Raw genomic sequence first — 23796 nt, 5'->3', positions numbered from 1 at the left:
CGCACGACGAGCGCGGCTTCACCGCGCATCGGTTTGCACCGCATCGCGCAGCGCTTGCCGGCCCGCTCCCACGGGCGCCGTCCAGCCGCCACCCAGCGCACGCACGAGGCTCACCGTCGCGATCGCGAGCGCCTGCCGGCTGTGAATCAACTGGCGCCGGGCATTCAACGCGTCACGGTCCGCATCGATGACTTCCAGATAGCCGACGTAACCATGCGCATAGCGGCTCAGCGACAGCCGCGCGGCGGCATCCGTCGCGCGCACGGCGTCGCCGTAGCGCGCGATCCGCTCCCGTTGCGCGGCGATGTCATTGAGCGCGTCCTGTACGTCGCGCAGCGCGCCGATCGCAGTCGCCCGGTAGTTCGCGTCGGCAACCTCGACGCCGGCTCGCGCGGCCGCCACCGCGGCATCGCGTTTCCCGCCGTCGAACAGCGTCAGCGCGACGTTCGCGCCGAGGCTCCACAGCGAGCTGTTGCGATCGATGAAGGTGCGCAGGTCGCGGGTCGCGAAGCCGCCGTCGGCGGTCAGCGTCAGCGTCGGCAGCCACGCGGTGCGCGCGATGCTGACCTCGAGCGACGCGGCATCGACACGCCGCGCGGCCGCGAACACGTCCGGACGGCGCGCGAGCAGCGTCGACGGCAGGCCGGGCGGCACGTCCGGCACGCGAACGGGCACGGCGCTCGCCTCGAGCTCGAACGCGCTCGGGGCCATACCCGTCAGCACCGCAATGGCATCGACGAGATTCTCGCGCAAGCGCCGGCTGTCCGCGAGATCGGCGCGCGCGGTATCGAGATCGGCCGACGCGCGCAGTGCGTCGAGGTCGCTCGCCGCGCCGGCCCGCACGCGGGCGGCGATCACGTCCAGCGCGGTGCGGCGCAGTCCGATCGCGCTGTCGAGCGTCGCGAGATCGTCGTCGACGTAGCGCAGCGTCAGGTAGTCGACGGCAACCTCGGTCGCCACCCGCAGCCGAACCGCATCGCGATCGGCCGCGGCCTGCAGCACGTTCTGCGCACCGACATCCGTGTCGCCGCGCAGCCGGCCCCACAGATCGACTTCGTAACTCGCGGCGACGGGCACCGACCAGTTGTGCATCGTGCGCTTCGGCAACGCGTTGTCGACGGTGCCTGATACGCGCGCGCGGCTGAACGACGGATCGGCGCGCACGCTCGGCCACAGCGCGGCGTCGCGCATGCCGAGCAGCGCTTGCGCCTGCGCGACGCGCGCGGCGGCCGCGCGCACGTCGAAGTTGCGCGCGAGCGCGGCGTCGACGAGCGAGTGCAACTGCGGGTCGCCGAACCATGCGGGCCATGCTTGCATCGACGGCGCATGCTCGGCCGACGCGTCGGCATGCTGAAACCGGTCGTGCCCGAGCGCCACCGGCGCGAGCGGCTGCGGTGCGATCGAGCACGCGCTCAACAGGCTCGCGGCGAGCAGGGCGGATGCGCGCTTCATCGTGCGTCAGGGCTGCGCTGCAGCGTGACGACGACCGACAGCCCGGGCCGGATGCGCGGCTCCGTCGCCGCCGGGCCGTCGAGCAGGATTTTCACCGGCACGCGTTGCGTGACCTTCGTGAAATTGCCGGTCGCGTTGTCGGGCGGCAGCAGCGCGAACTGCGCGCCGGTCGCCGGCGACAGGCTGTCGATGCGGCCGCTGAAGGTGCGCTGCGGTAGCGCATCGAAGCGCAACTGCACGGCGTCGCCGGTGCGCACGTTGTGCAGCTGCGTCTCGCGGAAATTGGCGACGATCCACGGATGCGGCTCGACCAGAGTGAGCAGCGCCTGGCCGGGCGCGACGTGCTCGCCGGTCTCGACGGTCTTCTTGCCGACGTAGCCGTCCGACGGCGCGACGACGGTCGTATAGCCGAGCTGAAGCTGCGCGTCGCGCAGTTCGGCGTCGTTCTGGGCAGCCGCGGCATCGGCGGCCTGCGACGCGGCGAGGGCGCTGCGCCGTTGCGCGTCGGCCGCCGCGACGCGCGCCCGCGCGGACTTGCGCGCGGCATCGGCCGCGTCGAACTCCTGCTTCGACAAACCGCGCGGCGTCTCGTGGGCCAGCTCGCTGGCCCGCGCGTAATCGAGCTCGGCCTTCTCGGCATCGGCGCGCGCGGCAACGAGCGCCGCGTCGGCCTGCGCGATCAGCGCGACGGCGCGGCTCGCATCGGCGCGGGTCTGCGCGACGCGCGCGCGCTGCGCGGCGACGCGCACGTCGAAGTCGCGCCGATCGATCTGCACGAGTGCCTCGCCCGCGTGGACGAACTGGTTGTCGTCGACGAGCACACGCTCGACCGTGCCGGCCACGCGCGGCGAGATCACATGCAGGTGGCCGGTCACGTACGCATCGTCGGTGCCCAGGTCGCGCGTATCGAACGCGTACAGCAACGACCCGACGAGCAGCAGCGCGAGCACCGCGATCGCGACGATCGCCGGCGCGCGCGCACGCGACGGCGCGGGCGCAGTCGCAGCCGATGCAACGGGCGGGGTGGGGGACGGGGGCGGCGTCATGTTCGGCAAACTCCATCGTACGGGCAGGTTTCGGCGCATCGCGTTATGCTTGCGCCAGCTTGACAGGCGGGAGCCGCTCGACGATGAACACCACGTTCGCCCCCGGTAGTGCCGCGGCGCCGGCTGTCGGCCCCGCTTCCGACATCCCGACGTTTCGTTCGATCGCGGCGATCGCGGCCGTGCTGCTCGGCGCGATCATCGCGACGCTGACGTCGCGCATCACGTCGCTCGGCCTCGCCGACGTGCGCGGCGCGCTCGGCGCGGGCTTCGACGAAGGCGCGTGGATCAACACCGCATTCACCGCATCGCAGATGTTCGTCGGGCCGCTCGCGATCGCGGCCGCGTTCCTGTTCGGCACACGCCGCGTGCTGCTCGCAGGCGCCGGGGTGTTTCTGTGCGCGGAGACCGCGCTGCCGTTGTGCACGCAGTTCGGCGCATTCATCGTGTGCCAGGCGATCGCCGGGCTCGCGTCGGGCGTGTTCGTCCCGCTGACGATCGGCTTCGTCGTGCGCACGCTGCCGCCGCGGCTGATTCCGTTCGGCATCGCCGCGTACGCGATGAATCTCGAGATGTCGCTGAACCTGTCGGCCACGCTCGAAGGCTGGTACAGCGAACACCTGAGCTGGCGCTGGCTGTTCTGGCAGAACGCGGCGCTGACCGTGCCGTTCATCGCGTGCCTGATGGTGTCGCTCGCCGACGAGCCGGTCCGCCGCTTCGCATCCGGCATCGACGCGCGCGGCATGCTGCTCGGCGCGGGCGGCTTCACGTGCCTGTGCATCGCGCTCGACCAGGGCGAGCGGCTGTTCTGGCTGCAGTCGCCGCTGATCGTCGCGCTGCTCGCGATCGGCACGCTGATGATCGCCGCATTCCTGATTCACGAGCTGGTGTCGCCGCGTGCGGGCATCGATCTGAGCTATCTCGTGCGCCCCAACATCGCATTGCTGATCGTGCTGGTCGGCCTCGTGCGCTTCACCGTGCTGAACACGAGCTTCATCCCGTCGCTGTTCCTGGCCAGCACCTACGGGCTGCGTCCGCTGCAGATCGGCGATACGCTGCACTGGATCGCGATACCGCAACTGCTGTTCGCGCCGTGCGTCGCGCTGCTGCTGCAACGCGTCGATCCGCGCCGGCTGATCGTCGCGGGGTTCGTGACGGTGGCGATCGCGTTCGCGCTCGGCGCGCAGCTCACGCCGGTGTGGGCCGAGCCCGACTTCGTTCCGTCGCAATTGCTGCAGGCGCTCGGGCAGACGATGGCGCTCACGTCGGTCATCGTGTTCTTCGGCCGGCACGTGACGGCCGAGCATGCGCTGACGTTCGGCGCGGTCGTGCAGACGACGCGTCTGCTGAGCGGTCAGCTCGGCACGACGGCCATTGCGGTGATCCAGCGTATCAGGGAGGCAACCCATTCGAATCTCGTCGGTCTGCACGTATCGCTGTCCGATCCGGAGACGCTCGAGCGGCTGCGGGCCGGGGCGGCGTCGCTGGTGGCGCACGGCGCGACGTTCGCGACCGGCAACCAGGCCACCTACGCGCTCGTCGATCGCGCGGTGCGCGTGCAGGCCACCACGCTTGCACTCGCCGACAACTTCCGCGTCGCGATGGCGTTCGCGCTCGTCGGCGCCGCGATCGGCCTGGTGCTGCGCCCGGCGCGTGCGCCGTGAGCGCGCGGCCGCGCATCTGAAAATTCCTGAAAAAATCTGTGGCGGCGTGCGTCGTCGCGGCGGGTTCGCCGCCGCGACGACGCACATCACGCTTACGCCTGCAGGAACGCGAGCAGCTCCGCGTTGATGCGATCGGCGTTGACGACGCACATCCCGTGGGCGCCGCCTTCGATCACCTTCAGCACCGCGTGCTTGACGATCTTCGACGACAGCCGGGCCGAATCGTCGATCGGCACGATCTGGTCGTCGTCGCCGTGCAGCACGAGCGTCGGCACGTCGAACTTCTTCAGGTCGTCCGTGTAATCGACTTCGGAGAACTCCTTCACGCACAGGTACTGGCCGTGAATGCCGCCCATCATGCCCTGCGACCAGAAGGCGTCGATCGTGCCTTGCGACACCTTCGCGTTCGGCCGGTTGTAGCCGAAGAACGGCACCGCGAGATCCTTGTAGAACTGCGAGCGATTCTCCGCGACGTTCTTGCGGATGCCGTCGAACACGTCCATCGGCAGGCCGCCCGGATTGGTCGGCGACTTCACCATCTGCGGCGGCACCGCGCCGATCAGCACGGCCTTCGACACGCGCTTCGTGCCGTGGCGGCCGATGTAGCGCGCGACTTCGCCGCCGCCGGTGGAGTGGCCGACGAGCGTCGCTTCGCGCACGTCGAGCGCGTCGAGCAGCGCGGCGAGATCGTCCGCGTACGTGTTCATGTCGTTGCCGTGCGACGGCTGGCTCGACCGGCCATGGCCACGGCGGTCGTGCGCGATCACGCGATAGCCGTGCTGCACGAGGAACAGCATCTGCGCATCCCACGCGTCGGCGCACAAGGGCCAGCCGTGCGAGAACACGACCGGGCGACCCGCGCCCCAGTCCTTGAAGTAAATCTGCGTGCCGTCTTTCGTGGTGATCGTGTTCATCGTATGAGCTCCTGGGTGGGCTGAAGAGGCGTTGCCGGCCGGCTTGCCGGCCGCGGCCGCCATCGTGGGCAGCGCGGCTGCCGCAACGGCCGTGGCCCCCGCAAGCAGCATGTCGCGGCGGCGCGCCGACGGTACGGCATCGGTTTGTTCGGGATGCATCTGGACTCCTGGGGTATGCGGCGGCGGTGCCGCACGGGATGGTGAATCGGTGCGACCGGCCCCCGCCATCCCGTCGTGCGGCCGGTCTGCGCCGCCACGTGCCGGCCGACGCGGCGCGGACGAGCGAATGCCGTCAGGAGCGTATCCCGGCGCCGCGAGCGCCGTACTGAAATCCGGCTGAATTTTCTTGAACGCGCCCGCGTGCGAGCGGGAGGCCGCGCTGCAGAACAATTCAGTCCGTCACCGAGACTCTTCAGCGGACGGCGACTATCGTCGACATCGGGCCGCCCGGCGCACGTCGCGTCGGCTGGCGTCGGCCGCAGCCCGCGCCGCGCGACGCGAACGAGCCCGGATCGCCCGGATCACCGAATCGCGGGCCCGCCCGTTACTTGCCTGGATATGCCGCCATGGACGCGTTCACTCGTTGGGAGCTGATGATCACATCGCTCGGGCCGTCGCCCGTCGCGGGGCTGCGGCCGATGCCGCGCACCGCGCAGACGGACGGCCGCAGCCGCCTTCATCGGGACGACCCGCCGATCCCGTCGAGCGGCGACGCGCGGCGCCGCAGCGCGATCATCGCCGCCGAACGGCAGACCGATTCGTCGGTGCTGGTGTCGTGGAGCGACTCGACCCACTGCCGCTACGACGAGCAGCGCTGGATCAGCGCGAAGGCGCGCTCGCGCGGCCGCTGCGCGCTGACCGGGCTGCCGATCGCGACCGGCGACGCGATCTACAAGCCGCAATGGCGCGGCGCGAAGCGCCCGGCGAACTGCCGCGAGATGATCCTCGCGGCGGCGCTCGACCGCTTCGCCGTGCGGCAGCCGCACGCGTGACGCGACGCGGCAGACGATCGACCGGTATTCGTTGGACGAATAAAAATCGGCATTCGGTCGAAAGCCTTTTCATCGCTTATTGGCCGATAAATTCATCGACGCAGCCCCGCTTTCATGCGTGAAACGCACCTGCGTGGGGCGGCAGCCGATTCGGCGAATCCAATACCGGTATTTACCAATTTCCGGTCATTTCAAAAAATGCGATCGTTCCATTCGGATAATTTGAATCATTCGATCATGCAAATACCGTAGCATTGACGCCGGATACGCGCGCTGCCCCCGCGGCGCGCGGTTGACCGTCACCAACGCGAAATTCTCATGATCCGGATTGGAACACTTCACGTTTTTCTCGACAGACGTGAAATTCGTTCGAACGGCACGCTGCTGCGTATCGGCAGCCGCGCATTCGAAATTCTCGAATTATTGATTCGGGCGGACGGTGCGCTGGTATCGAAAGATGAAATCATGCAGCGCGTCTGGCCGCATACCGTTGTTGAAGAAAACAACCTGCAGGTGCATATCGCGTCGCTGCGCAAGGCGCTGGCCGCCGACCGCAACCTTATCGTGACGGTGCCGGGCCGCGGCTACCGGCTGGTGGTCGAGCGGGACGGCGCCGAGCCGCCGGTGCGCACGGAGACGCTGCGCCCGGCCATGGTGCCCGGTGCGCTGTTCGGCCGCGAAACGATGCTGGCCGACGTGCAGGCCGCGCTGCAAGTCGCGCGCGTCGTCACGCTGGTGGGCGCCGGCGGGATCGGCAAGACGCGCGTCGCGATCGAGGCGGCCGCGCGTGCGGAAGAGCGGTTCCCGGAAGGGACGGTGTTCGTATCGCTGGCCACGGTGGCCTGCTCGAACTTCGTGCCCGACGCGCTTGCCAGCGCGTTCGGCATCGCGCAGCCGGCCGGCTCGCTGACGCTCGAAGCCGTGCTGGCCAGTGTCGCGCGGCGCCGGATGCTGCTCGTGCTCGACAATTGCGAACACCTGCTCGACGACGCCGCCCGGATCGCGAGCGCGCTGACCGATGCCGACGACGGGCTGAGCGTGCTCGCGACCAGCCGCGAGGCGCTGCGCATCCATGGCGAGCGCGTGTGCCCGGTGCCGCCGCTCGACGTGCCCGCTGCCGACGCCGACCCGCGCGATGCGATGAACGCGAGCGCCGTGCAGTTGTTCGCGGCGCGCGCGCGTGCGGCCGATCCGCGCTTTCCGCTGGATGAACGCAGCCTCGCGCTGATGGCATCGGTGTGTCGCCGGCTCGACGGGCTGCCGCTCGCGATCGAGCTGGCGGCCGCGCGCGCCGCCGTGCTCGGCATCGACGTGCTGGCCGCGCATCTCGACGATCACTTCAGGCTGTTGACCGGCGGCTTTCGCACGGCGTTGCCGCGCCACCAGACGCTGCAGGCGATGTACGACTGGAGCTACCGGCTGCTCGGCGACGACGAGCAGCTGCTGTTGCGCTGGCTCGGCGTGTTCCGCGACAGCTTCACGATCGAGGCCGTGCGCGAGGTCGTCGGCGCGAACGGGCCGGCCGGCACCGATCTGCTCGATACGATCGCCGGCCTCGTGTCGAAGTCGCTGCTGATCCTCGAGACCTCGCAAGGCGGGCCGCGCTACCGGCTGCTCACGACCACCCGCGCCTATGCACGGCAGCAGCTCGAGGCGCACGGCGAGTATGCGGCCGCGGCGCGCTCGCATCTGTGCTACTTCCTGAAGTTGTTCAGGCACGCGCCCGGCGGGCGCGGCAACGGCGCGGGCGGCAGCGTGCGGCTCGAAGTCGTGCGGCGCGAGCTCGGCAACCTGCGCGCCGCGCTCGACTGGGCATTCTCGACGGGCGGTGACCGCGCGCTCGGCATCGACCTCGCCGCGGTGGCGGTGCCGTGCCTGTTCGACCTGTCGCTCGTCGACGAATGCCGCGAGCGCGCGCGCGTGGCGCTCGACGCGATGCAGGAGGCCGACGTGACGCCGGCCTGCGCCGATGCGCGCGTGCGCTTGCTCGCCGCGTACGCGGCGGCGCTCGCCCATACCGGCGGCTCGACGCAGGCCGCACATCACGCATGGTTGCAGGTGCATCGCCTCGGCCACGATGCGCTCGACGTCGACGCGCAGTCGCGCGAACCGTAACGCCGCGCAGGCTTCAGAACGTTTCAGTCCGGCTACAGGACGGCACCGGTTCGCGCGCGTAGATTGTGCGAACGGCGCACGCGGGCCGCATGTCGGCGTGCGTGCCGCGATCGCCCGCGCTCGCTCGCGGTGGCGTGACGCCACCGAACGGGCGCATCGGCGCTTCATCCGCCCATCCGGACGACCGTTACATGAATCCTGCCCAACCCGCTCCCGCTCCCGCCTCCGCCCGCATGGCCGTCGATCTCGGCCTGCTGTTCCTGCGCGTCAGCGCAAGCCTGCTGTTGCTCGTCGTGCACGGCTTGCCGAAGCTCGTCCACTACACGGCCGAAGCGGCCGCGATCGAGGACCCGTTCCATCTCGGGCGCACGCTGTCGATCCTGTTCGCGATCTTCGCGGAAGTCGTGTGTCCGATCTTCATGATCGTCGGCCTGTGGCCGAGGCTCGCCGCGTTGCCGGTGATGATCATCACCGTCGTCGCGCTGGTGTTCGTGCATCCCGACTGGTCGCTGCGCGACGGGCAGTTCGCGTGGATGCTGCTGATCCTGTTCGGCACGATCGCGATCGCCGGCGCCGGCCGCTATGCGCTGCCGCGCATCCCGCTTCGGCGCGCGTAGCGCGAGCGCAGGCGCGGCCGGCCTGCGCCCGTTGACCTTCGCCGCGTCGCCGGACGGCCTGGCGAAACATATCGCCGCCGAGGAACGGATGCTGGTTCCGCCGGCCGAGAAGACCCACGCGTCGTTCAGCCCGATCGGGTGGCTCGAGAAGGAGATGAAGCGCCTGCACGATGCGCTCGGCTGACGCCGGCAAAGTCGCGGCGCTGTCGGCCGGGCGCAAGCGGGAGCGGAGAGCAGCGTGATGCAGCCGGGGCAGAGGCCACGCCGATTAAAGCCCTGAGCGGCGTGTCAGACGATCGGCACGGGGCGCCCGAGGCCGTGCGTGGAAGCGGGCGTGATCACGCGCCATGCGTGCCGCGCAGGGCGAACGCGCCCGCGCGCGGGCCGTCGAACGGCAGCGTCAGTGCGCAGCGGTGAAGCAATCGACGAGGTCGGGTTTGTCGAGTTGCTCGACCCACCAGTGCAGTGCGCGTCCGGCTTCGTCGCCGCGCCATGCGAGATAGCAGTGCGTGGTGTCGCGCATGCCCGTCACCTCGCGCGCGACGAGCTTGCCGCTGGCGATCGCGGGCGCCGCGATGCATTCCGGCAGCGTGCCGACCGCGAGGCCCGCGCATTGCGCCTCCAGTTTGGCGGTGAGCGTCGGCACGGCGAGGTACGGCTGGCCGGGGTCGATCCCAATCGACTGCGGCTGCAATTCGCGCGACGTATCGCTGATCACCGCGCCGCGATACTGGACGACCGAGGCCATCGACAGCGGTTCGGGCAGTGCGGCAAGCGGATGCGATGGCGCGACCGCGAACACGTGCTTGAGCGAGCCGATCGGCCGCGCGATGATGTCCGGCAGCTCGGGCGGCTCGCCGGCCGCGCCGACCACGAGATCGGCGCGACGCGAAATCAGCGCGTCCCACGCGCCGCCGAGCACTTCGGTCGACAGCCGCAGCCGCGTATCCATCCCGAGTGCATAGAAGCGATGGACGTACGGCCACAGCGCGTCGAACGGCAGGATCTCGTCGATGCAGACGCGCACTTCCGTTTCCCAGCCCTGTTGCACGCGCAGCGCCTTCAGCTCGAGTTGTTCGGCCGCGCGCAAGAGGCGCCGGCCTTCCTCGACGACGACGCGGCCCGCATGCGTGAGCTTCGCGCGTCGTCCGCTGCGGTCGAACAGCGCGATGCCGAGGTCGCTCTCGAGTTTCTGCACTTGATAGGTCAGCGCGGACGGCACGCGGTGCAGCAGCTCCGCCGCTTCGGCAAACGTGCCGGTGCGGTCGATCGCGTCCAGGGCTTCGAGCGCTTCGAATGACAGCTTCATCGCGGGTTCCGGTAGAGAGGCTGGCGTATGGTACCAGCGCCAGCGCGGCGCGGGCAGCATGGGTCGTCGCGATTCGCAGGGCTGGTGCGCGTCGTCGTCGGCTCGCTGGCGCGGCTTGTGACGGCTCGCGGGTCGGACACTTCTTCATACGACTTCGTTCGGCCGATGGCAGGCGTAGGTGCGCACGACGAGCTATGCCAACGGCGCTTCGCGATGAAAGTCGCCAACTTGTTCGAGCGTCTCGCCGTGAGCGGCTATCACTCGTTCGCGGTGTGAGGATTCGGCAATGCCCGCACGGGCTGCCAAGCGCGAAACAGGGCGGGGCAGCCGCAGCCGTCGTTGCCGCCGCGGTTACGCGTCGCGTTCCCGCTTGCGGCCGGTCGCGGGCGCGGCCGCGACGCGCTGCCTGCGCCATTCGGTCGGCGTGATGCCGAACCGTTCGCGGAACGCGGTGGCGAAATTCGCGGGCGTCGCAAAGCCGATCTCCTTCGCGATGCTGGCGATGCTGAGCGACGTCGAATCCAGCAGATCGCGCGCGACGCGCAGCCGCTCGTGGCGGACGTATTCGAACACCGTCTGTCCGAGATTGTCGCGAAACGCGCGCGACAGGCGCTTCTCGTGCGTACCGACTGCGCGTGCCAGTTGCTCCACCGTCGGCGGCTCGTGCAGTGAACGCGACAGGTGGCGGATCGCCGCGCGCACGATGATGCCGTCGTCCCTGCCGGCCGCAGCCACGGCGGGCGCGTCCGATGCGTCGTCTGGCAGCGGGCGCCGCATTCGCATCAGCTGCACGCGGATCCGCGCGATGACTTCGGCCGGCTCGAACGGCTTGACGATGTAATCGACGCCGCCGATCTCGAGCCCTTCGATGCGCTCGTGCAGTTCGCCGGCCACCGTCAGGAAGATCACCGGGATCGCGCTCGTCAGCGGGTCGGCCGCCAGCCGCCGGCACGCGGTGAACCCGTCCATGCGCGGCATCCGCACATCCATCAGCACGAGGTCGGGCAACAACGCCTGCGCGCGCTGGCACGCCTGCACGCCGTCATGCGCGATGCTGATCCGGCACCCGGTGTCGCGCAGAAGGTCGACCAGCAAGCGCAACTGGTCGGGCTGATCGTCAGCGATCAGGATATGGGCATTGCTCAATACGGATGTCGAGGGCTGCATCGTTTACCTGTTCGGGAAGTGCCGCGGGCTGCGTTGCCGTGCGTATCGATTCCATTGCGGGAAAATCGTCGGAAGCTGCGACATGGCTTCACGAACGGGCGCGGCACGCGCGCATCGACAAACAGAATCGGCCGGTCTGCACGGCAGGCAGTATCTCGGCCCAATACCCGGCGTTGTCTCTTTCTATTGCTGACGCGATAAAGCGGCAGATCATGGTCGCGACCGGAATCGATGCGAATGGGATTGTAGTGGGAGATTCGAATCCTCACCAGCATAACGGCATGGATTATTCGGACGCGTGGCGAAAGTGCCGCGGGAAGGTTTTGCGGTTTTACGTTTTTTAACTTAATTGCGTTTCCCTCGGATTCGCTCCGGCAAAGTATTTGTCCGCTTCAGAAAACATTTTTATTGGTCGCGGAAATGCGCAATCGTTTGCGCATACCGTTTTTATAATGTAAGTCATTGAAAATACAGGATTTGTCATTTTATAAAGAATGGCATCTTCTCGAGCGCAAGGTGCTGTCCCATAATTCGTCCGAACTTTGGATGGCGAATCGATTCACCGGATCTGTCGGTCTGACAAAGAAGTCCGGCGCTGAGGAAACCAAATCGGTTTCGCTAATCGATGTGTACCACGATACATATTCGGCGCGGCAATCTTCGCATCTGCATTAGCGGTGCAGAACGAATTGCCTTGGTAACAATGTGTCGCGTAAAGCAGTCGGTCGGGGCGCGACGGACGAAATAGAAAAAACGGGGTTAGTCGCGCCGCGCGGTGCGTCCCATTCGGATTGTCAATTGCAGCAGGCTGAATCGCGAGAATCGGCCGGGCCGAACTCGTCCATAACCTGAACTTCGCATTACTGATATTTGGGCAAATGGCGAAACACAGCCCGGTGCGCCGCGCGAGCAACGAGAAGTCGGATTCGACGGTGTGAATGAACGTAAGTAGTCCATAAACCATAAGCCACATAACGGAGCAGAAAATGCAGAGGAACCAGATCTCGGCGCTCGTCGCCGCCATGTTCGCAAGCGCAGGTGTGCTGGTCGCGGGGGCCGCCCACGCCGACAACTTCGTCGACCGCGGCAATCCGGACAACGCGTTGACCGGGCAATGCATCGACGGCACGAACCGGTTGTGCGTCGCGACGAAGAGCGGCACGTACGTCGCGACCAGCAGCACGAACTTCACGTCGGGCGCGAACGCGAAGGCCGGTTCCAGCGGCATCGCGATCGGCGACCAGTCGAACGCCGGCAGCCAGGGCGGCTCGAGCAGCGGCGGCGGTATTGCGATCGGCGTCGGCGCGCAGGCGCTCGCGAACTCGGCGACCGCGATCGGCACGGTGGCGCTCGCGCAAGGCAACACGGCGCTCGCGATGGGCCGCCAGTCGGCCGCGATCGGCGACTACTCGATGGCGCTGGGCAACGTCGCCGACGCGCACGGCACGAGCTCCATCGCGCTCGGTCACTCGGCGCTGGCGAGCGGCGATCGTTCGATTGCGATCGGCGGCGCGAATCCGACCACCAGCGACGGCGTCTCGAACGGCGCTTCCTACGACGCGGCGACGCAGACACGTGCGGGCGGCACGCAGTCGGTCGCGATCGGCGCGGGCGCGCAGACGAACGACAACAACCAGGTGGCCATTGGCTCCGGCAGCATCGGCGCGAACAACGGCGGTACGCCCGTGTTCGGCGGCACCGCGGCGCCGGTCGGCGGCGCGGTGTCGTTCGGTTCGGTCGGCCATGAACGGCAGATCCGCAACGTCGCGGCCGGTGCGGCCGATACGGACGCGGTCAACGTCGAGCAGCTGAAGAACGTCAACGGTACGCTGAGCACCGGCATCGCGAACGTCGATGCGCGCGTGACCTCCGTCGGCAATACGCTGTCGACGTCGATCGCCAACGTCGACCAGCGCGTGACCAATGTCGGCAACAGCCTGAGCACCAGCATCGTCACCGCGACGCAGAACGTCGTCAAATACACCGACGATTCGCATGCGGCGATCGCGCTCGACGGCGCGAGCGGCACGACGATCAGCGGGCTCGCGGCCGGCGTTGCCGATACCGACGCGGTGAACGTCGGGCAACTGAAGGGCACCGTCGCGCCGCTGCAGACGTCGTTGTCCACCGCCGTCGGGAACATCACGAACCTGCAGAACAACGTGACCGGCCTGAGCGCGTCGCTGAGCACCGCGGCGTCGAACATCGGCGGCCTGCAGGCGGCCGACGCGCGCAACGTGAAGTACGACGGCGCGAGCGGCTTCGATTCGGTCACGTTCGCCGGCCCGAACGGCACGACGCTGCACAACGTCGCGGACGGCGTCGCCACCAACGACGCGGTCAACGTCGGCCAGCTCGGCAAGGCGACCGATACGCTGAACCAGTCGATCGCCAACGTCGGCAACAGCGTGACGAAGCTCGGCGATCAGGTGAACGTGAACACCGGCAATATCGCCGCGCTGCAACAGGACGCGCTGCAATGGAACGCGGGCCTCGGCACCTATGACGCGAGCCACGGCGGCAACGGGCCGCAGCGCATCGGCAACCTCGCGGCCGGCCGCGACGGCACCGATGCGGTGAACGTCGATCAGCTGAATGCGGCGATCCACGACGGCACGAGCCAGCTCGACGCGCTCGCGGTGAAGTACGACGATGCGAGCAAGCGCCAGGTGTCGCTCGGCGCGGGCAACGGCGGCGTGCCGGTGCGCGTGACCAACGTCGCGGAAGGCAGCGTGTCGGCCGGCAGCACGGACGCGGTCAACGGCGCACAGTTGCGCCGCGCGACCGACGCCACGGCGGCCGCGCTCGGCGGCGGCGCAACGGCGAATGCCGACGGCTCGCTCGGCGCGCCGTCGTACCGGGTTGGCGGCGATGCGTTCAACAACGTCGGCGACGCGTTGACGAACCTCGACGGCCGCGTCGGCAGCAACACGACGACGCTCGAGAATCACGAAACGCGCCTCGGCGACGCCGAAACCCATATCGCCGGCAATACGACCGCGATCGCCGGGTTGCAGAAGGACGCGCTGCAGTTCGACCCGACGCTCGGCGCCTACAGCGCCGCACGCGACGGCGCGCCGACGCAGCTGACCAACGTCGCCGACGGCCGGATCGCGGCCGGCAGCACGGATGCGGTCAACGGTGGCCAGCTGTACGGCGTGAAGACCGATCTCGAGCAGCAGATCACCCAGGTGTCGAACCAGACCGGCGAGGCCGTGAAGAACGTCGTCAAGTACGACGTCGACGGCAACGGCAACCGGCTGAACTCGGTGTCGCTGGTCGGCGGCAACGCCAACGCGGCGGTCGTGCTGAAGAACGTCGCGGCGGGCACCGACGATACGGACGCGGTGAACGTGAAGCAGCTGAAGTCGGTGCAGTCGAACCTCGACCAGCTCGGCGCGCTCGCGGTGCAGTACGACGATGCGTCGAAGAGCTCGATCACGCTCGGCGGCGCGGGCGGCACGCGCATCACCAACGTGAAGGCCGGCGCGCTCAATGCGACCAGCACCGACGCGGTGAACGGCTCGCAACTGTACGCGACGAACCAGCAGGTCGCACAGAACACGACCGACATCTCGAACCTGCAGAGCAACGTGACCAACATCGCGAACGGCCGGGCCGGGCTCGTGCAACAGCAGGACGCGAACGGCGCGATCACGGTCGGCAAGGACTCGGGCGGCACGAGCGTGAACTTCGCCGGCACGTCGGGCGACCGCGTGCTGAGCGGCGTCGCGGCCGGCGTGAACGCGAACGACGCGGTCAACATGGCGCAGTTCAACAGCGCGCTGAACACCGCGGCGGCCAACGACCGGATCCGTGCGGCGGCGACCGATGCGAACACCACGTGGATCGCGCGCGCCGATGCCGGTTCGATCGGCTCGACGGCGACCGCGACCGGCAAGAACGCGGTGGCGGTCGGGCAGGGCTCGGTGGCCGATCGCGACAATTCGTTCTCGGTCGGCGCGCAGGGCAACGAGCGGCAGATCACCAACGTCGCGGCCGGCACGGCGCCGACCGACGCGGTGAACGTGCAGCAGCTGAACGACAACCTGAACGCTGCGTCGACGCAGGCGAAGGGCTACACCGATCAGCGCGTCGGACAGGTGTACAACGCGTTCAACGATCTGAAGAAAGACATGTACGGCGGCGTTGCCTCGGCGATGGCGGTGGCCGGCTTGCCGCAGCCGACCGGCGCGGGCCGCTCGATGGTGTCGGCGGCGACGTCGAACTATCACGGGCAGCAAGGGTTCGCGGCCGGTTATTCGTACGTGACGGAGAGCAACCGCTGGGTCGTCAAGGCGTCGGTGACGGGCAATACGCGCTCCGACTTCGGTGCGGTCGTGGGCGCCGGCTACCAGTTCTGATGCGGGCGCGAGCCCGTTGAACGGCGGCGCGCGGCGGGCAGGCGGGATGCCCGGCGCGTGCGCGGCCCGAGGTCGTCGATCGACCTCGGGCCGTTTGCATTGTCGCTCGGGAAAATCCGGACGGCCCTGCGCCACGGCGCCGCCGTGCCGTTGACTTGCGTCAAGGGCACGCGAGGGGCGGCGCCTACAGTGAATTCACGTCGGGTCTCGAACACGCGCGGCGACGGATGCGGAATGCGTTCCGCCCGTGGCCGCGACGGCTCGCCACACCGCGCCTGCGGGGTGCCCATCGTGGAAAGGGGGAGTCATGAGACATCGATCCTTTGCCGTGCTCGCCACATTGGTCGCGGCGTGCGTCGCGTCGACGGCCGCATGCGCGCAGACGCTCGACAAGATTTCGCGGTCCGGCCGGATCGTCGTGTCGTACCGCGAAGCCGCGGTGCCGTTCAGCTATCTGCTGACGCCGCACAAGGCCGTCGGCTTTTCGGTCGACGTGACCGAGGCCGTCGTCGACGACGTCCGCAAGACGCTGCGCAGGCCCGACCTGCGGGTCGCCTACGTGCCGGTGACCGGACAGAACCGCATTCCGCTGCTGGTCGACGGCAGCTACGACCTCGAATGCGGATCGACGACCAATACGTCGGCGCGCGGCAAGGACGTCGCGTTCTCGATCAACTACTTTTATGCCGGCACGCGGCTGATGGCGAAGCGCGCGTCGCACATCGGCGACTACGCGGACCTTGCGCACCAGGCCGTCGCGACGGTTGCCGGAAGCACGAACGAGAAGACCTTGCGGCGCGAACTCGCCGCGCGGCACATCGATGCCGACGTGGTGCTCGCGAAGGACTATGCGGATGCACTGCAGATGGTCGCGACCGACAAGGCCGCCGCGCTCGCGCTCGACGACGTTCTGCTGTACGGACTGCGGGCGAATGCCGACGATCCCGGCAGCTGGGTCGTCGCCGGCGACGCGCTGCAGGTCGAGCCTTACGCATGCATGGTGCGCAAGGACGATCCGGCGTTCAAGCGGCTCATCGACGGCACGCTCACGCGGCTCATCGGAAGCGGTGAGTTCGCGCGGCTCTATGCGAAGTGGTTCGAATCGCCGATTCCGCCGCGCGGCGCGAATCTCGACATGCCGATGAGCGCGGCGCTGAAGACGAATCTCGTCACGCGCAGCGATCGGCCGGCCCAATGATCGACGAAGGCGACGTGCGCGCAGCGGTCGAACGCGCAACTGCCGCTACGCTCGCCTCACCGTCATGAACGGCCTCCGGTGTGCGCTAGCGGCGCGACAACGATGACAAGTGCACGACGAGTTCCTGCCCGCCCGTGGCGAGCGTCTTCCAGTCGGCGTCGCCGCCGATCGTCGCGACCTGCTCGCGTATCGCGAACAGCGCCGGAGGGCGCTGCCGGTCGACGAAGGCGTCGTCGAGCGCGCCGTCCTCCCGGATCGTCAACCTGACGAAACCGCTGGCCTGCCGCAACTGCACGCCGATGCGCGCAACGGGCACGCGCAGCCGCGCGGATTCGAGCGCATCGCGTGCGATCCGATAAAGCACCGACGCGGCCGCATCGTCCACCACGGTCGCGCTGAGGTCGGTGTCGATCTTCACGCCGTATCGGGCGAACAGATCCTGCGCGAGCCACTCGAGCGTGGCGGCGAGCCCGAACTCGTCGAGCATCGGCGGCCTGAGGTCGGCGGTAAGTTGCCGCACGTGCGCGGCGAGATGGTCCAGATGCGCGTCGATCTTCCGGCTGGCTTCGTCCGCGGTTCCGTCTCGCTGCATCAGCTGCGCATAACGTGCGTTCAGCGCGGCGATCTCGATCTTCAACGCGTCGAGCGGTTGTGCGAGCCCTTCGTGAAGCTCGCGGGCAACGCGTGCGAATTCGGCCTCGCGCTCACGCTGCACGCCGCGCGCGAGCTCGCGCAACGCATGGCGCGATTCGCGCAGCTCGCGCTCGGTCGCATTGCGGCGCGTGACGTCGTGGAACGTCAACAGCACCGGCGCATGAACTGCGTCGCTCGATACGGTCGCCAACACGTCGACGTCGCGGGTCCGACCGTCGCGGCGCGTGAGGACGCCAGCCGTCGGCTCGGTCCGCCCGTGCGGCGCGACTGGCGCCATCGCCAGTTGTCGACGCACGCCTTTCAGGCCGTCCGCGTCGAGCCACGCGGATGCCGCTGTGGCGATCACGTCTGCCGGCGCGAGCGCGCCGAGCAGCGCGAGGCATGCGTCGTTCACCCCGACGATCACGCCGTCGCGCATCAGCCACGTCGCAACGGGGTTGTGTTCGGCACATGCGCGCGGGTGCGCGGCGCGCGCCGGCGATGCGTCGATGGCGCGAACGCACGTCGCGATGCCGGCGGCGTTTGCGAGCGGTGCCGAGTCCGGTTCGATACGGCGCGCGTGCTCTGTTTCAGCGGATCGACACGTCGCGATGGTAGGGTGGGCCGGCATGCGCGCGCTGCGTCCGACCATGCGTTCGGCTGCCGGATTGAACAGAACGACGTGATCGCGATTGCTGGACGCGACGGGCGTATCGCACGCGGCATTCGTCTGATGGTCCGTGGCGGCGACGCGCTGCATTTTGCAGAAAACCCAGGCCCAGGTTCCGAGCGTGACGAACAGCCCGGCGACGGTCAATACGTCCATCGAATCGTTGTGCATCATCTTCGCGAGTCTCCGAGTGTCAAATATACTTGACGAAGGGATCGCCGCGGAAGAAAAATGGCGAGCCGGCGGGGTCCGGCGAAAGTTTCAATGGCAGAGAGGGGTGTCGCAGGCGCTCCGGCCTAGCGGTCCCTTCTCATTCGAGGCCAGTGGTATGAACATGTTTTTTCGTCTGCCCATCGCGCTGCAGGGACACGCGCACGAGCGTTTCGAGGTCGACGCGCAGGACGATGAATCGTTTGCGGCCCATCAGGTCGATTTCATCTGTGCGCTGTATGGGCGCGCCGAGTACCTGCGCGCGTGCGGCCGCGAGGATCCGGTCGGGGACGCGTTTCTGGCAGGCATCGTCAACGTGCTGGAAGCGCTCGAACTGAACTCCCCGGGCGATGCTCAAGGCTGCCTGATGCGGCTGCAGCAGATCATCGACGCGGTGTTCGCGGCACGCGGGCACAGTGCGGTGCGCGACACGCCGCCCGCCTGAACGCGTTTCCCGTCGTGGGTCAGCGCATGGCGAACACGCGTGCGTCGTTGCGACACAGGATGCGGTGGCACTCGCACGCGTGGTGCTCGATCGCGTCGCGATCGACGATCGTGATCAGGCCGGGACGATAGCGGATCGCGCCGTCGGTCTCCAGTTTGCGCAGCGTATTGCGGGCGAGCGCGCCGTCGAACGCCAGTACCCCCGGAAAGACTTTCCTGCTGAACTGGATCGCGTTGCCGTCCAGCCGGTCGAGCGTTTGCAGCAGCCAGCGGCACAGCTGCTCCAGCGGCGAATGGTGATGCCCGCACACGGTGAGTTGCGACATCTGCGCGAGCAATGCCTGCGTATAGCGCAGCAGCAGTCGCTGGAACGTGCCGCCGAGCGAGAATTCCTGTTTGGCGACGTCGGCGTCGAGCCGGTATGCATGGCCCGCGCCCTGGACGACCACGCGGTTGGCCGCGCGCGGCTCGCCGATACATGCAGACAAGCCCACGAGCCCGTCGTTGCCGATCATGGCCAGGCCGAGCGGTGCGCTCGCTTTCGTGGAATGGAAGACGACGCAGGCCGCGGTAGTCGGCAGATACAGGTGGCTCAGGCTGTCGCCTTGCTTGTGGAGCACTTGTCCGGGCGCGAGATCCACCGGTACGAGATGCGGTGCTAGCCGGTCGAGTTCGTCGGCCGGCAGCGCACGCAGCAGCCGGTTGTCCGAAGGCGCGGCACCGGTTGCGCGCGCGCCGTCGCGACTGCCGCGATCGGACTGCGTGCCTTGCGCCACGCGGGCGACGAGTTCGAGATGCTGACGGATCAGGATGTCGCGGTTGCTTTCCGGCAGGAGACTCAGGACCGCGGAGCGCACGTCGTCCTGACCGAGCGCATCGAGGATGCGCAGCTTCGACAGCGTGCCGAGGTCGCTCTTACCGGTGCGCCACGCGGATATCTGGGCGCGGGTCAACGCGAGCGCCTCCGCGAGTTGGGCGTCGCTGGGATAGCCGCCCAGCTTTTTTACTTCGTCGAATAATGCATACCAGTCGTGCACGATGTTCAGCCTGCGACGCAGTCCCGTCGCAAGGGCAACAGGGGATCGGATCAGGCGCCCATTTATAGCATAAATGACGCATGAATCCGCGATCGCGAGCGCGCGAATGGTCGGCGCGGTCGACCGGGACGCGAATCGTGTGATGGCGGCGTCGGGCCGGGGGCGGCTTCGTTCCACCGTGCGTCTATACCGGCTTTCATGTGTCTTTCGCACAGCTTTCGCGGTGCGCGCACGCGCGGTGCGCAAACGCCGGACGGCGACGCCGTGATCGACTCGCGCGTCGCGCTCAAAGGCGGTCGAGCAGCGCGAAGATCTCGTCGGTGCGGCGCAGCAGCGCATTATTGCGCTCGACGGTCTCCCTGACCGCGTTCAGTCTCGCGCGCCAGTACGCGGGATCGCTCACGGATGCGCTGCCCGGGAAGTAGGAGCGTGTCTGCTCGAGCAGACGAATGGAACCTTCGATATGGGACAGCTCGCGTTCGACGTCGCAGTACCAGTTCATTCGTGGTCTCCCGAGGTTGACCGGTGCATGCTGAGCCTCGCGACGCGGTCGTGTCTTGATGCCGCTCAACGCAGCGATTCATCCGATTTTTCGCGGCGACGTTCAGCCGAATCGGCATGCTGCATCGCCGCAGTGCTCGGCTGTCGTCGCGTCGGATCCGTCGTTGACCGCTTCGATTGCTTCGATCGCCGAAGCTCGCCGGATGACCTGCGTCAAGGTCGATCGGCACGTCGGAGCGAAGATCGACGTTCCCGCATGTCGATCGCGATCCGCGTCGGCATGTCGGGTGCCGTCTTCCCATGCACGTCGACGAGGCGGCAGGGATCGTGCGCGCGTTGCTCGCGAATGTGCCGAATCGCCCGACGATTTCGCGTTCCGACGCCGCCGTGTCGCGCTGACTAGCATCAATTCGCGGCGGCGACGCCGCACGTACCGTTGTTCGTATCCGATGCGGACACGAGCCGGTGGCCATCCAATGCGACAGCGAGCCGAAGCAGGGCGTCGTGCGTCGCGACGGGCATCGACCGGTGTTGCGCTGAACTGCTGACGGGAGAATCGACATGAATGCCGCGATGCTTTGCACCCGCGATGTCGCCACGTGTACGACGCAGGCTACCGTCGTCGAGGCGGCCGCCATGATGCGCGACGCCCACGCGGGCGATCTCGTCGTCGTGAGCGAACAGGACGGGCGGCGCGTGCCGGTCGGGATGGTCACCGATCGGGACATCGTGCTGACCGTGGTACGCGCCGACGCGGCGCCCGGCGCGCTGTTCGTCGGCGACGTGATGTCGGCGCCCGTCGCGCTCGCGAACGCCGACGACGACATCTGGCTGCTCGCGAAGCGGATGCGCCAGCATGGCGTGCGTCGCTTGCCGGTCGTCGGCGCCGATGGGGAACTGGTCGGCGTCGTGTCGCTCGACGACATGCTGCGCGCGGCCGCGGCGCTGCTCGATGAATTGCGTCTCGTCGCTGCGCGTCAGGTGTATTTCGAGGAGAAGCAGCGTGGGTGAGCGGGGACGGTGCGCGGTGTGCGGCGCAGCAGCCGGCTCGATAACGGCGCGCCTCATCGACCGTGCGTGCGCGATGCGATGACGCGCGATCCCGATCCCGATACGGAGGCCGATACCGCTACGCCCGCCCGGCTGCGCTGGTGGCTCGGCTGCGTCGGTCTCTGCGTGCTGCTGTCGGCAGCCATCACATGGCTCGGTGCGATCTACGACCATCCTGTACGCGAAGGTGTCGTCGCCGGCATGAACGCGTCGGAATGTGCGCGCGTGGGCGTGCGCCCGGCCGGCTCGCTGCTGACCACACCGCTTCCGGAAAATGACTTGTGCATGCCGTTGTTCGTGTATCGCGCGTCGTATCCGGACGCCGCGAGCGACGTCGCGTCGTACCGCACGTGGGTACTCCAGCAGCGCATCGCCGAATTCCGGTATCTGGTCGGCTATGTGCTGTTGCTGTGCGCGACGATTCTGGTCGTCGTCGCGGGGACGGTCATGCTGATCCGGCGGTGGCTGCGGCGTTTTGATCGCGGCGCAGGTATCGATACGTGAGCATCGCCGCTGTGGCATCGGCCAGACGGCACGAACGCCGGAACGACCGTGACGATTTCAGCTGAATTGCACGACGCGCGTTGCTTGATGGCGATCGAGACGAGCATCGTCGGGGCGGGACGTTATCGCTGCCGCATCCGTGTGATGCGTCCCACGCCAAACGGCAAGTACGACACGTCACCGATATTCAAGGCCGAGCGCGGCGCTGAAAACCTTGCGCAACTGCATGACATGGTGCGAGACGAAGAAGTCCGACGCCTTCACGTTGTAACGCATCGGCACGCGCGTTCCAGCGCGTTCGAACACGCGCGCGGCATGCGGGTTGGTACATTGACCTCCGTCAACCCCCATCGCGCAGCGCGATCGAGAATGATCGCAGCGTTCTCGCGCAGTAGCGGCGACATGTGCGGTTCCTGCCAACGTAGCCGACGGCGGCCCGCGCCGAGCGTTCGTCGACGGCTTCGTTCAGACACCCGCTCGACATGTCGGGCCGAAATCGCATACGCATATGAGGTCACGGTGGAACTGCGCATCATGAATGCCGGCCGCATCGATCGCAGCGAAAAGCGCGAGAGCAACGAAGAGAGACGCAAGGATGAGTAGGTGCGGATACGCCGTTGCAGCGCGTTCGAACGCCGCTTCCCGATGCCCGAAGCGTCGATGCGCGAGCCTCACTGCATCGTTCGACGACGGCGCGTCGTCCGCGCCATCCGATTCCAATAACCGCCTACGGGAGGAATGATCATGAACTGGCTTGCCGAATACTTCGCGCAGCGCACGAGCCCGCTGGCGCTTTCCATGTGGGCGCATCCGCCGCTCGCGCTCGGGCCGGACGGCCCGGTCTGTCGCGAGCCGTACCGGTTGCCCTATCCGGGCGTCGAACTCGTGTACACGCCGGGCGAAACGGTCGAGCGCGACGGCAATATCTATACGCTGCCGGCGCGCTACGACGCACGCGGGCTGTTCGCCGCGCGCAGCACGGCGCGAGACGACGCCGCATCGTTCTTCCATGAGGTGACGATCTTCGCGCCGTCGCCGTTCAACTCCGACTTCGTGATGACCGTCAACGGCGAGTTTTCGTTCGTGCCGACGTTCTGGCAGGACGGTTCACCGGGCTTCTCGGGAATCTGCGCACCGACAGCCAGCGGCCGCGCGACAGGCGAGCGAAGCGGCCCTCCGTGGCTATTCCAGGGCTATCTCAGCATCTAGGCCGCACCGGGCGGAGCGCGTGCGTGGCCGACGACACACGCCGCGCACATCCGTCGCGCGAGGCGTCGCAGCTGCCGCATCGCCACCCGAACCCCGCCAAAACCCGCACGCCGGACGCACGTTGACGTGAGTCAACCCGGCCGCGGGTGTCGCGCTTACTCTGAATTCGTGGGCACGCGTCGTCGCGGCGCGGGGATCGCCCATGCATCGGGCAACGGGAGCGTCATCATGCACATCGGAAGAATCTGTACCCAGCCGGTCGAGTCGTGCACGGCCGAATGCAGCGCGTTCGAACTGGCCGACCGGATGCGGCACGGGCATGTCGGCGATATCGTCGTGATCGAGTACCGCAACGGCGAGGCCATCCCGATCGGTCTGGTGACCGACCGCGATCTGGTGGTCGAGGTGATGGCGCGCGGCGACGATCCGGCCGACGTGACGGCCGGGCAGATCATGTCGCGCGGTCTGGTCGTGGTGGCGGAGACCGACGAGATCGGCGTCGCGCTCGAGGAGATGCGCCGGTCCGGCATCCGCCGGCTGCCGGTCGTCGACGACGCAGGCCGCCTCGTCGGCATCGTGACGCTCGACGACCTCGTCGAGCATCTCGCCGGATTGCTCGGCGGCGTCGCGGAAGTCGGCAAGCTGCAGCAGATCGAGGAGCACCGGTTCCGCACGTGAGCCACGCGTAAACCTTGCGGCGGCG

21 protein-coding genes are annotated in these 23796 nt (G+C 67.9%); 13 read left to right on the top strand and 8 right to left on the bottom strand.

The features are described from left to right. Positions 1-18: 18 nt before the first annotated feature. The gene (locus MYA_RS27425; RefSeq protein ID WP_014726075.1) at positions 19-1452 is read right to left on the bottom strand and encodes an efflux transporter outer membrane subunit; all 1434 of its coding nucleotides are present in this window, start codon (positions 1450-1452) and stop codon (positions 19-21) included. Then, positions 1449-2498 carry an HlyD family secretion protein gene (locus tag MYA_RS27420; protein WP_014726074.1) on the bottom strand — a complete coding sequence of 350 codons (1050 nt, stop codon included), beginning with the start codon at positions 2496-2498 and terminating at the stop codon, positions 1449-1451. The genes MYA_RS27425 and MYA_RS27420 overlap by 4 nt, the downstream gene beginning before the upstream one ends. An 83-nt stretch (positions 2499-2581) precedes the next feature. Here MYA_RS27420 and MYA_RS27415 point away from each other — a divergent pair, with 83 nt between their 5' ends. After that, positions 2582-4159, top strand: coding sequence for an MFS transporter (locus tag MYA_RS27415; protein WP_014726073.1), 1578 nt, complete (start codon positions 2582-2584; stop codon positions 4157-4159). A 92-nt stretch (positions 4160-4251) separates the two neighbouring features. Here MYA_RS27415 and MYA_RS27410 read toward each other — a convergent pair whose 3' ends face one another. Next, positions 4252-5232, bottom strand: a complete 981-nt coding sequence (locus MYA_RS27410) for an alpha/beta fold hydrolase (protein WP_011880429.1) — start codon at positions 5230-5232, stop codon at positions 4252-4254. Positions 5233-5639: 407 nt separating this feature from the next. On the opposite strand from MYA_RS27410, the gene MYA_RS27405 reads away from it, so the two are divergent. The 4 genes from MYA_RS27405 to MYA_RS31805 all read left to right on the top strand — a co-directional run bounded on the left by MYA_RS27405 (position 5640) and on the right by MYA_RS31805 (position 8981). After that, a complete protein-coding gene (locus MYA_RS27405; protein WP_014726072.1) occupies positions 5640-6065 on the top strand; it encodes a DUF3331 domain-containing protein in 426 nt (141 codons plus the stop codon). Positions 6066-6383: 318 nt separating this feature from the next. Further along, on the top strand, positions 6384-8180 hold the full coding sequence (locus MYA_RS27400; protein ID WP_014726070.1) for an ATP-binding protein: 1797 nt from the start codon (positions 6384-6386) through the stop codon (positions 8178-8180). Between the two features lie 191 nt (positions 8181-8371). Then, positions 8372-8797, top strand: a complete 426-nt coding sequence (locus MYA_RS27395; protein WP_050991258.1) for a DoxX family protein — start codon at positions 8372-8374, stop codon at positions 8795-8797. 31 nt (positions 8798-8828) lie between these two features. Continuing rightward, positions 8829-8981, top strand: a complete 153-nt coding sequence (locus tag MYA_RS31805; RefSeq protein ID WP_158333105.1) for a hypothetical protein — start codon at positions 8829-8831, stop codon at positions 8979-8981. 216 nt (positions 8982-9197) lie between these two features. Here MYA_RS31805 and MYA_RS27385 read toward each other — a convergent pair whose 3' ends face one another. Beyond that, the gene (locus tag MYA_RS27385) at positions 9198-10106 is read right to left on the bottom strand and encodes a LysR family transcriptional regulator (protein ID WP_014726067.1); all 909 of its coding nucleotides are present in this window, start codon (positions 10104-10106) and stop codon (positions 9198-9200) included. Positions 10107-10457: 351 nt separating this feature from the next. After that, positions 10458-11273: a response regulator transcription factor gene (locus tag MYA_RS27380; RefSeq protein ID WP_014726065.1), complete on the bottom strand. Its 816-nt coding sequence runs from the start codon at positions 11271-11273 to the stop codon at positions 10458-10460. 986 nt (positions 11274-12259) lie between these two features. On the opposite strand from MYA_RS27380, the gene MYA_RS27375 reads away from it, so the two are divergent. Both MYA_RS27375 and MYA_RS27370 read left to right on the top strand, forming a co-directional pair. After that, positions 12260-15637 (top strand): YadA family autotransporter adhesin, encoded by a 3378-nt coding sequence (locus MYA_RS27375; RefSeq protein ID WP_041494387.1) that lies wholly within the window; start codon positions 12260-12262, stop codon positions 15635-15637. A gap of 307 nt (positions 15638-15944) precedes the next feature. Further along, positions 15945-16835 carry an amino acid ABC transporter substrate-binding protein gene (locus MYA_RS27370; RefSeq protein WP_014726062.1) on the top strand — a complete coding sequence of 297 codons (891 nt, stop codon included), beginning with the start codon at positions 15945-15947 and terminating at the stop codon, positions 16833-16835. Between the two features lie 85 nt (positions 16836-16920). Here the strand turns inward: MYA_RS27370 and MYA_RS27365 are convergent, their stop codons facing one another. After that, positions 16921-17907 carry a sensor histidine kinase gene (locus MYA_RS27365; RefSeq protein WP_238539613.1) on the bottom strand — a complete coding sequence of 329 codons (987 nt, stop codon included), beginning with the start codon at positions 17905-17907 and terminating at the stop codon, positions 16921-16923. Between the two features lie 352 nt (positions 17908-18259). Between MYA_RS27365 and MYA_RS32345 the strand changes: the two genes are divergently transcribed. Next, positions 18260-18793, top strand: coding sequence for a hypothetical protein (locus MYA_RS32345; protein ID WP_238539612.1), 534 nt, complete (start codon positions 18260-18262; stop codon positions 18791-18793). A 19-nt stretch (positions 18794-18812) separates the two neighbouring features. On the opposite strand, the gene MYA_RS27355 is transcribed toward MYA_RS32345, so the two are convergent. Beyond that, a complete protein-coding gene (locus tag MYA_RS27355) occupies positions 18813-20042 on the bottom strand; it encodes a Crp/Fnr family transcriptional regulator (protein ID WP_238539611.1) in 1230 nt (409 codons plus the stop codon). Between the two features lie 73 nt (positions 20043-20115). Then, a complete protein-coding gene (locus MYA_RS27350) occupies positions 20116-20331 on the bottom strand; it encodes a hypothetical protein (RefSeq protein WP_014726057.1) in 216 nt (71 codons plus the stop codon). A 560-nt stretch (positions 20332-20891) separates the two neighbouring features. On the opposite strand from MYA_RS27350, the gene MYA_RS27345 reads away from it, so the two are divergent. From MYA_RS27345 to MYA_RS27330, 5 genes are all read left to right on the top strand, one after another. After that, entirely contained in the window at positions 20892-21341 is a 450-nt protein-coding gene (locus tag MYA_RS27345; RefSeq protein WP_014726054.1) for a CBS domain-containing protein, read from the top strand. Between the two features lie 78 nt (positions 21342-21419). Further along, complete coding sequence (locus tag MYA_RS27340; protein WP_045579989.1) at positions 21420-21884, top strand: hypothetical protein; 465 nt, start codon at positions 21420-21422, stop codon at positions 21882-21884. A 48-nt stretch (positions 21885-21932) separates the two neighbouring features. Next, positions 21933-22487: a hypothetical protein gene (locus MYA_RS31580; RefSeq protein ID WP_148278612.1), complete on the top strand. Its 555-nt coding sequence runs from the start codon at positions 21933-21935 to the stop codon at positions 22485-22487. A 141-nt stretch (positions 22488-22628) separates the two neighbouring features. Further along, the gene (locus tag MYA_RS27335; RefSeq protein WP_014726050.1) at positions 22629-23093 is read left to right on the top strand and encodes a hypothetical protein; all 465 of its coding nucleotides are present in this window, start codon (positions 22629-22631) and stop codon (positions 23091-23093) included. 228 nt (positions 23094-23321) lie between these two features. Continuing rightward, on the top strand, positions 23322-23771 hold the full coding sequence (locus tag MYA_RS27330) for a CBS domain-containing protein (RefSeq protein WP_011880413.1): 450 nt from the start codon (positions 23322-23324) through the stop codon (positions 23769-23771). Positions 23772-23796: the final 25 nt, after the last annotated feature.

Origin of the sequence: Burkholderia sp. KJ006, assembly GCF_000262695.1 — a bacterium.
GTDB lineage: Bacteria > Pseudomonadota > Gammaproteobacteria > Burkholderiales > Burkholderiaceae > Burkholderia > Burkholderia vietnamiensis.
Note: the sequence above shows the minus strand (reverse complement) of the source record. Positions and strands in the feature narration are given on the sequence as shown.

What these genes read in the sequence shown, in the direction of transcription:
- MYA_RS27425 (WP_014726075.1), bottom strand. Translation starts at nt 1,452, where the DNA reads ATGAAGCGCGCATCCGCCCTGCTCGCCGCGAGCCTGTTGAGCGCGTGC.
- MYA_RS27420 (WP_014726074.1), bottom strand. Translation starts at nt 2,498, where the DNA reads ATGACGCCGCCCCCGTCCCCCACCCCGCCCGTTGCATCGGCTGCGACT.
- MYA_RS27415 (WP_014726073.1), top strand. Translation starts at nt 2,582, where the DNA reads ATGAACACCACGTTCGCCCCCGGTAGTGCCGCGGCGCCGGCTGTCGGC.
- MYA_RS27410 (WP_011880429.1), bottom strand. Translation starts at nt 5,232, where the DNA reads ATGCATCCCGAACAAACCGATGCCGTACCGTCGGCGCGCCGCCGCGAC.
- MYA_RS27405 (WP_014726072.1), top strand. Translation starts at nt 5,640, where the DNA reads ATGGACGCGTTCACTCGTTGGGAGCTGATGATCACATCGCTCGGGCCG.
- MYA_RS27400 (WP_014726070.1), top strand. Translation starts at nt 6,384, where the DNA reads ATGATCCGGATTGGAACACTTCACGTTTTTCTCGACAGACGTGAAATT.
- MYA_RS27395 (WP_050991258.1), top strand. Translation starts at nt 8,372, where the DNA reads ATGAATCCTGCCCAACCCGCTCCCGCTCCCGCCTCCGCCCGCATGGCC.
- MYA_RS27385 (WP_014726067.1), bottom strand. Translation starts at nt 10,106, where the DNA reads ATGAAGCTGTCATTCGAAGCGCTCGAAGCCCTGGACGCGATCGACCGC.
- MYA_RS27380 (WP_014726065.1), bottom strand. Translation starts at nt 11,273, where the DNA reads ATGCAGCCCTCGACATCCGTATTGAGCAATGCCCATATCCTGATCGCT.
- MYA_RS27375 (WP_041494387.1), top strand. Translation starts at nt 12,260, where the DNA reads ATGCAGAGGAACCAGATCTCGGCGCTCGTCGCCGCCATGTTCGCAAGC.
- MYA_RS27370 (WP_014726062.1), top strand. Translation starts at nt 15,945, where the DNA reads ATGAGACATCGATCCTTTGCCGTGCTCGCCACATTGGTCGCGGCGTGC.
- MYA_RS27365 (WP_238539613.1), bottom strand. Translation starts at nt 17,907, where the DNA reads ATGCGCGACGGCGTGATCGTCGGGGTGAACGACGCATGCCTCGCGCTG.
- MYA_RS27350 (WP_014726057.1), bottom strand. Translation starts at nt 20,331, where the DNA reads ATGAACTGGTACTGCGACGTCGAACGCGAGCTGTCCCATATCGAAGGT.
- MYA_RS27345 (WP_014726054.1), top strand. Translation starts at nt 20,892, where the DNA reads ATGAATGCCGCGATGCTTTGCACCCGCGATGTCGCCACGTGTACGACG.
- MYA_RS27340 (WP_045579989.1), top strand. Translation starts at nt 21,420, where the DNA reads ATGACGCGCGATCCCGATCCCGATACGGAGGCCGATACCGCTACGCCC.
- MYA_RS27335 (WP_014726050.1), top strand. Translation starts at nt 22,629, where the DNA reads ATGAACTGGCTTGCCGAATACTTCGCGCAGCGCACGAGCCCGCTGGCG.
- MYA_RS27330 (WP_011880413.1), top strand. Translation starts at nt 23,322, where the DNA reads ATGCACATCGGAAGAATCTGTACCCAGCCGGTCGAGTCGTGCACGGCC.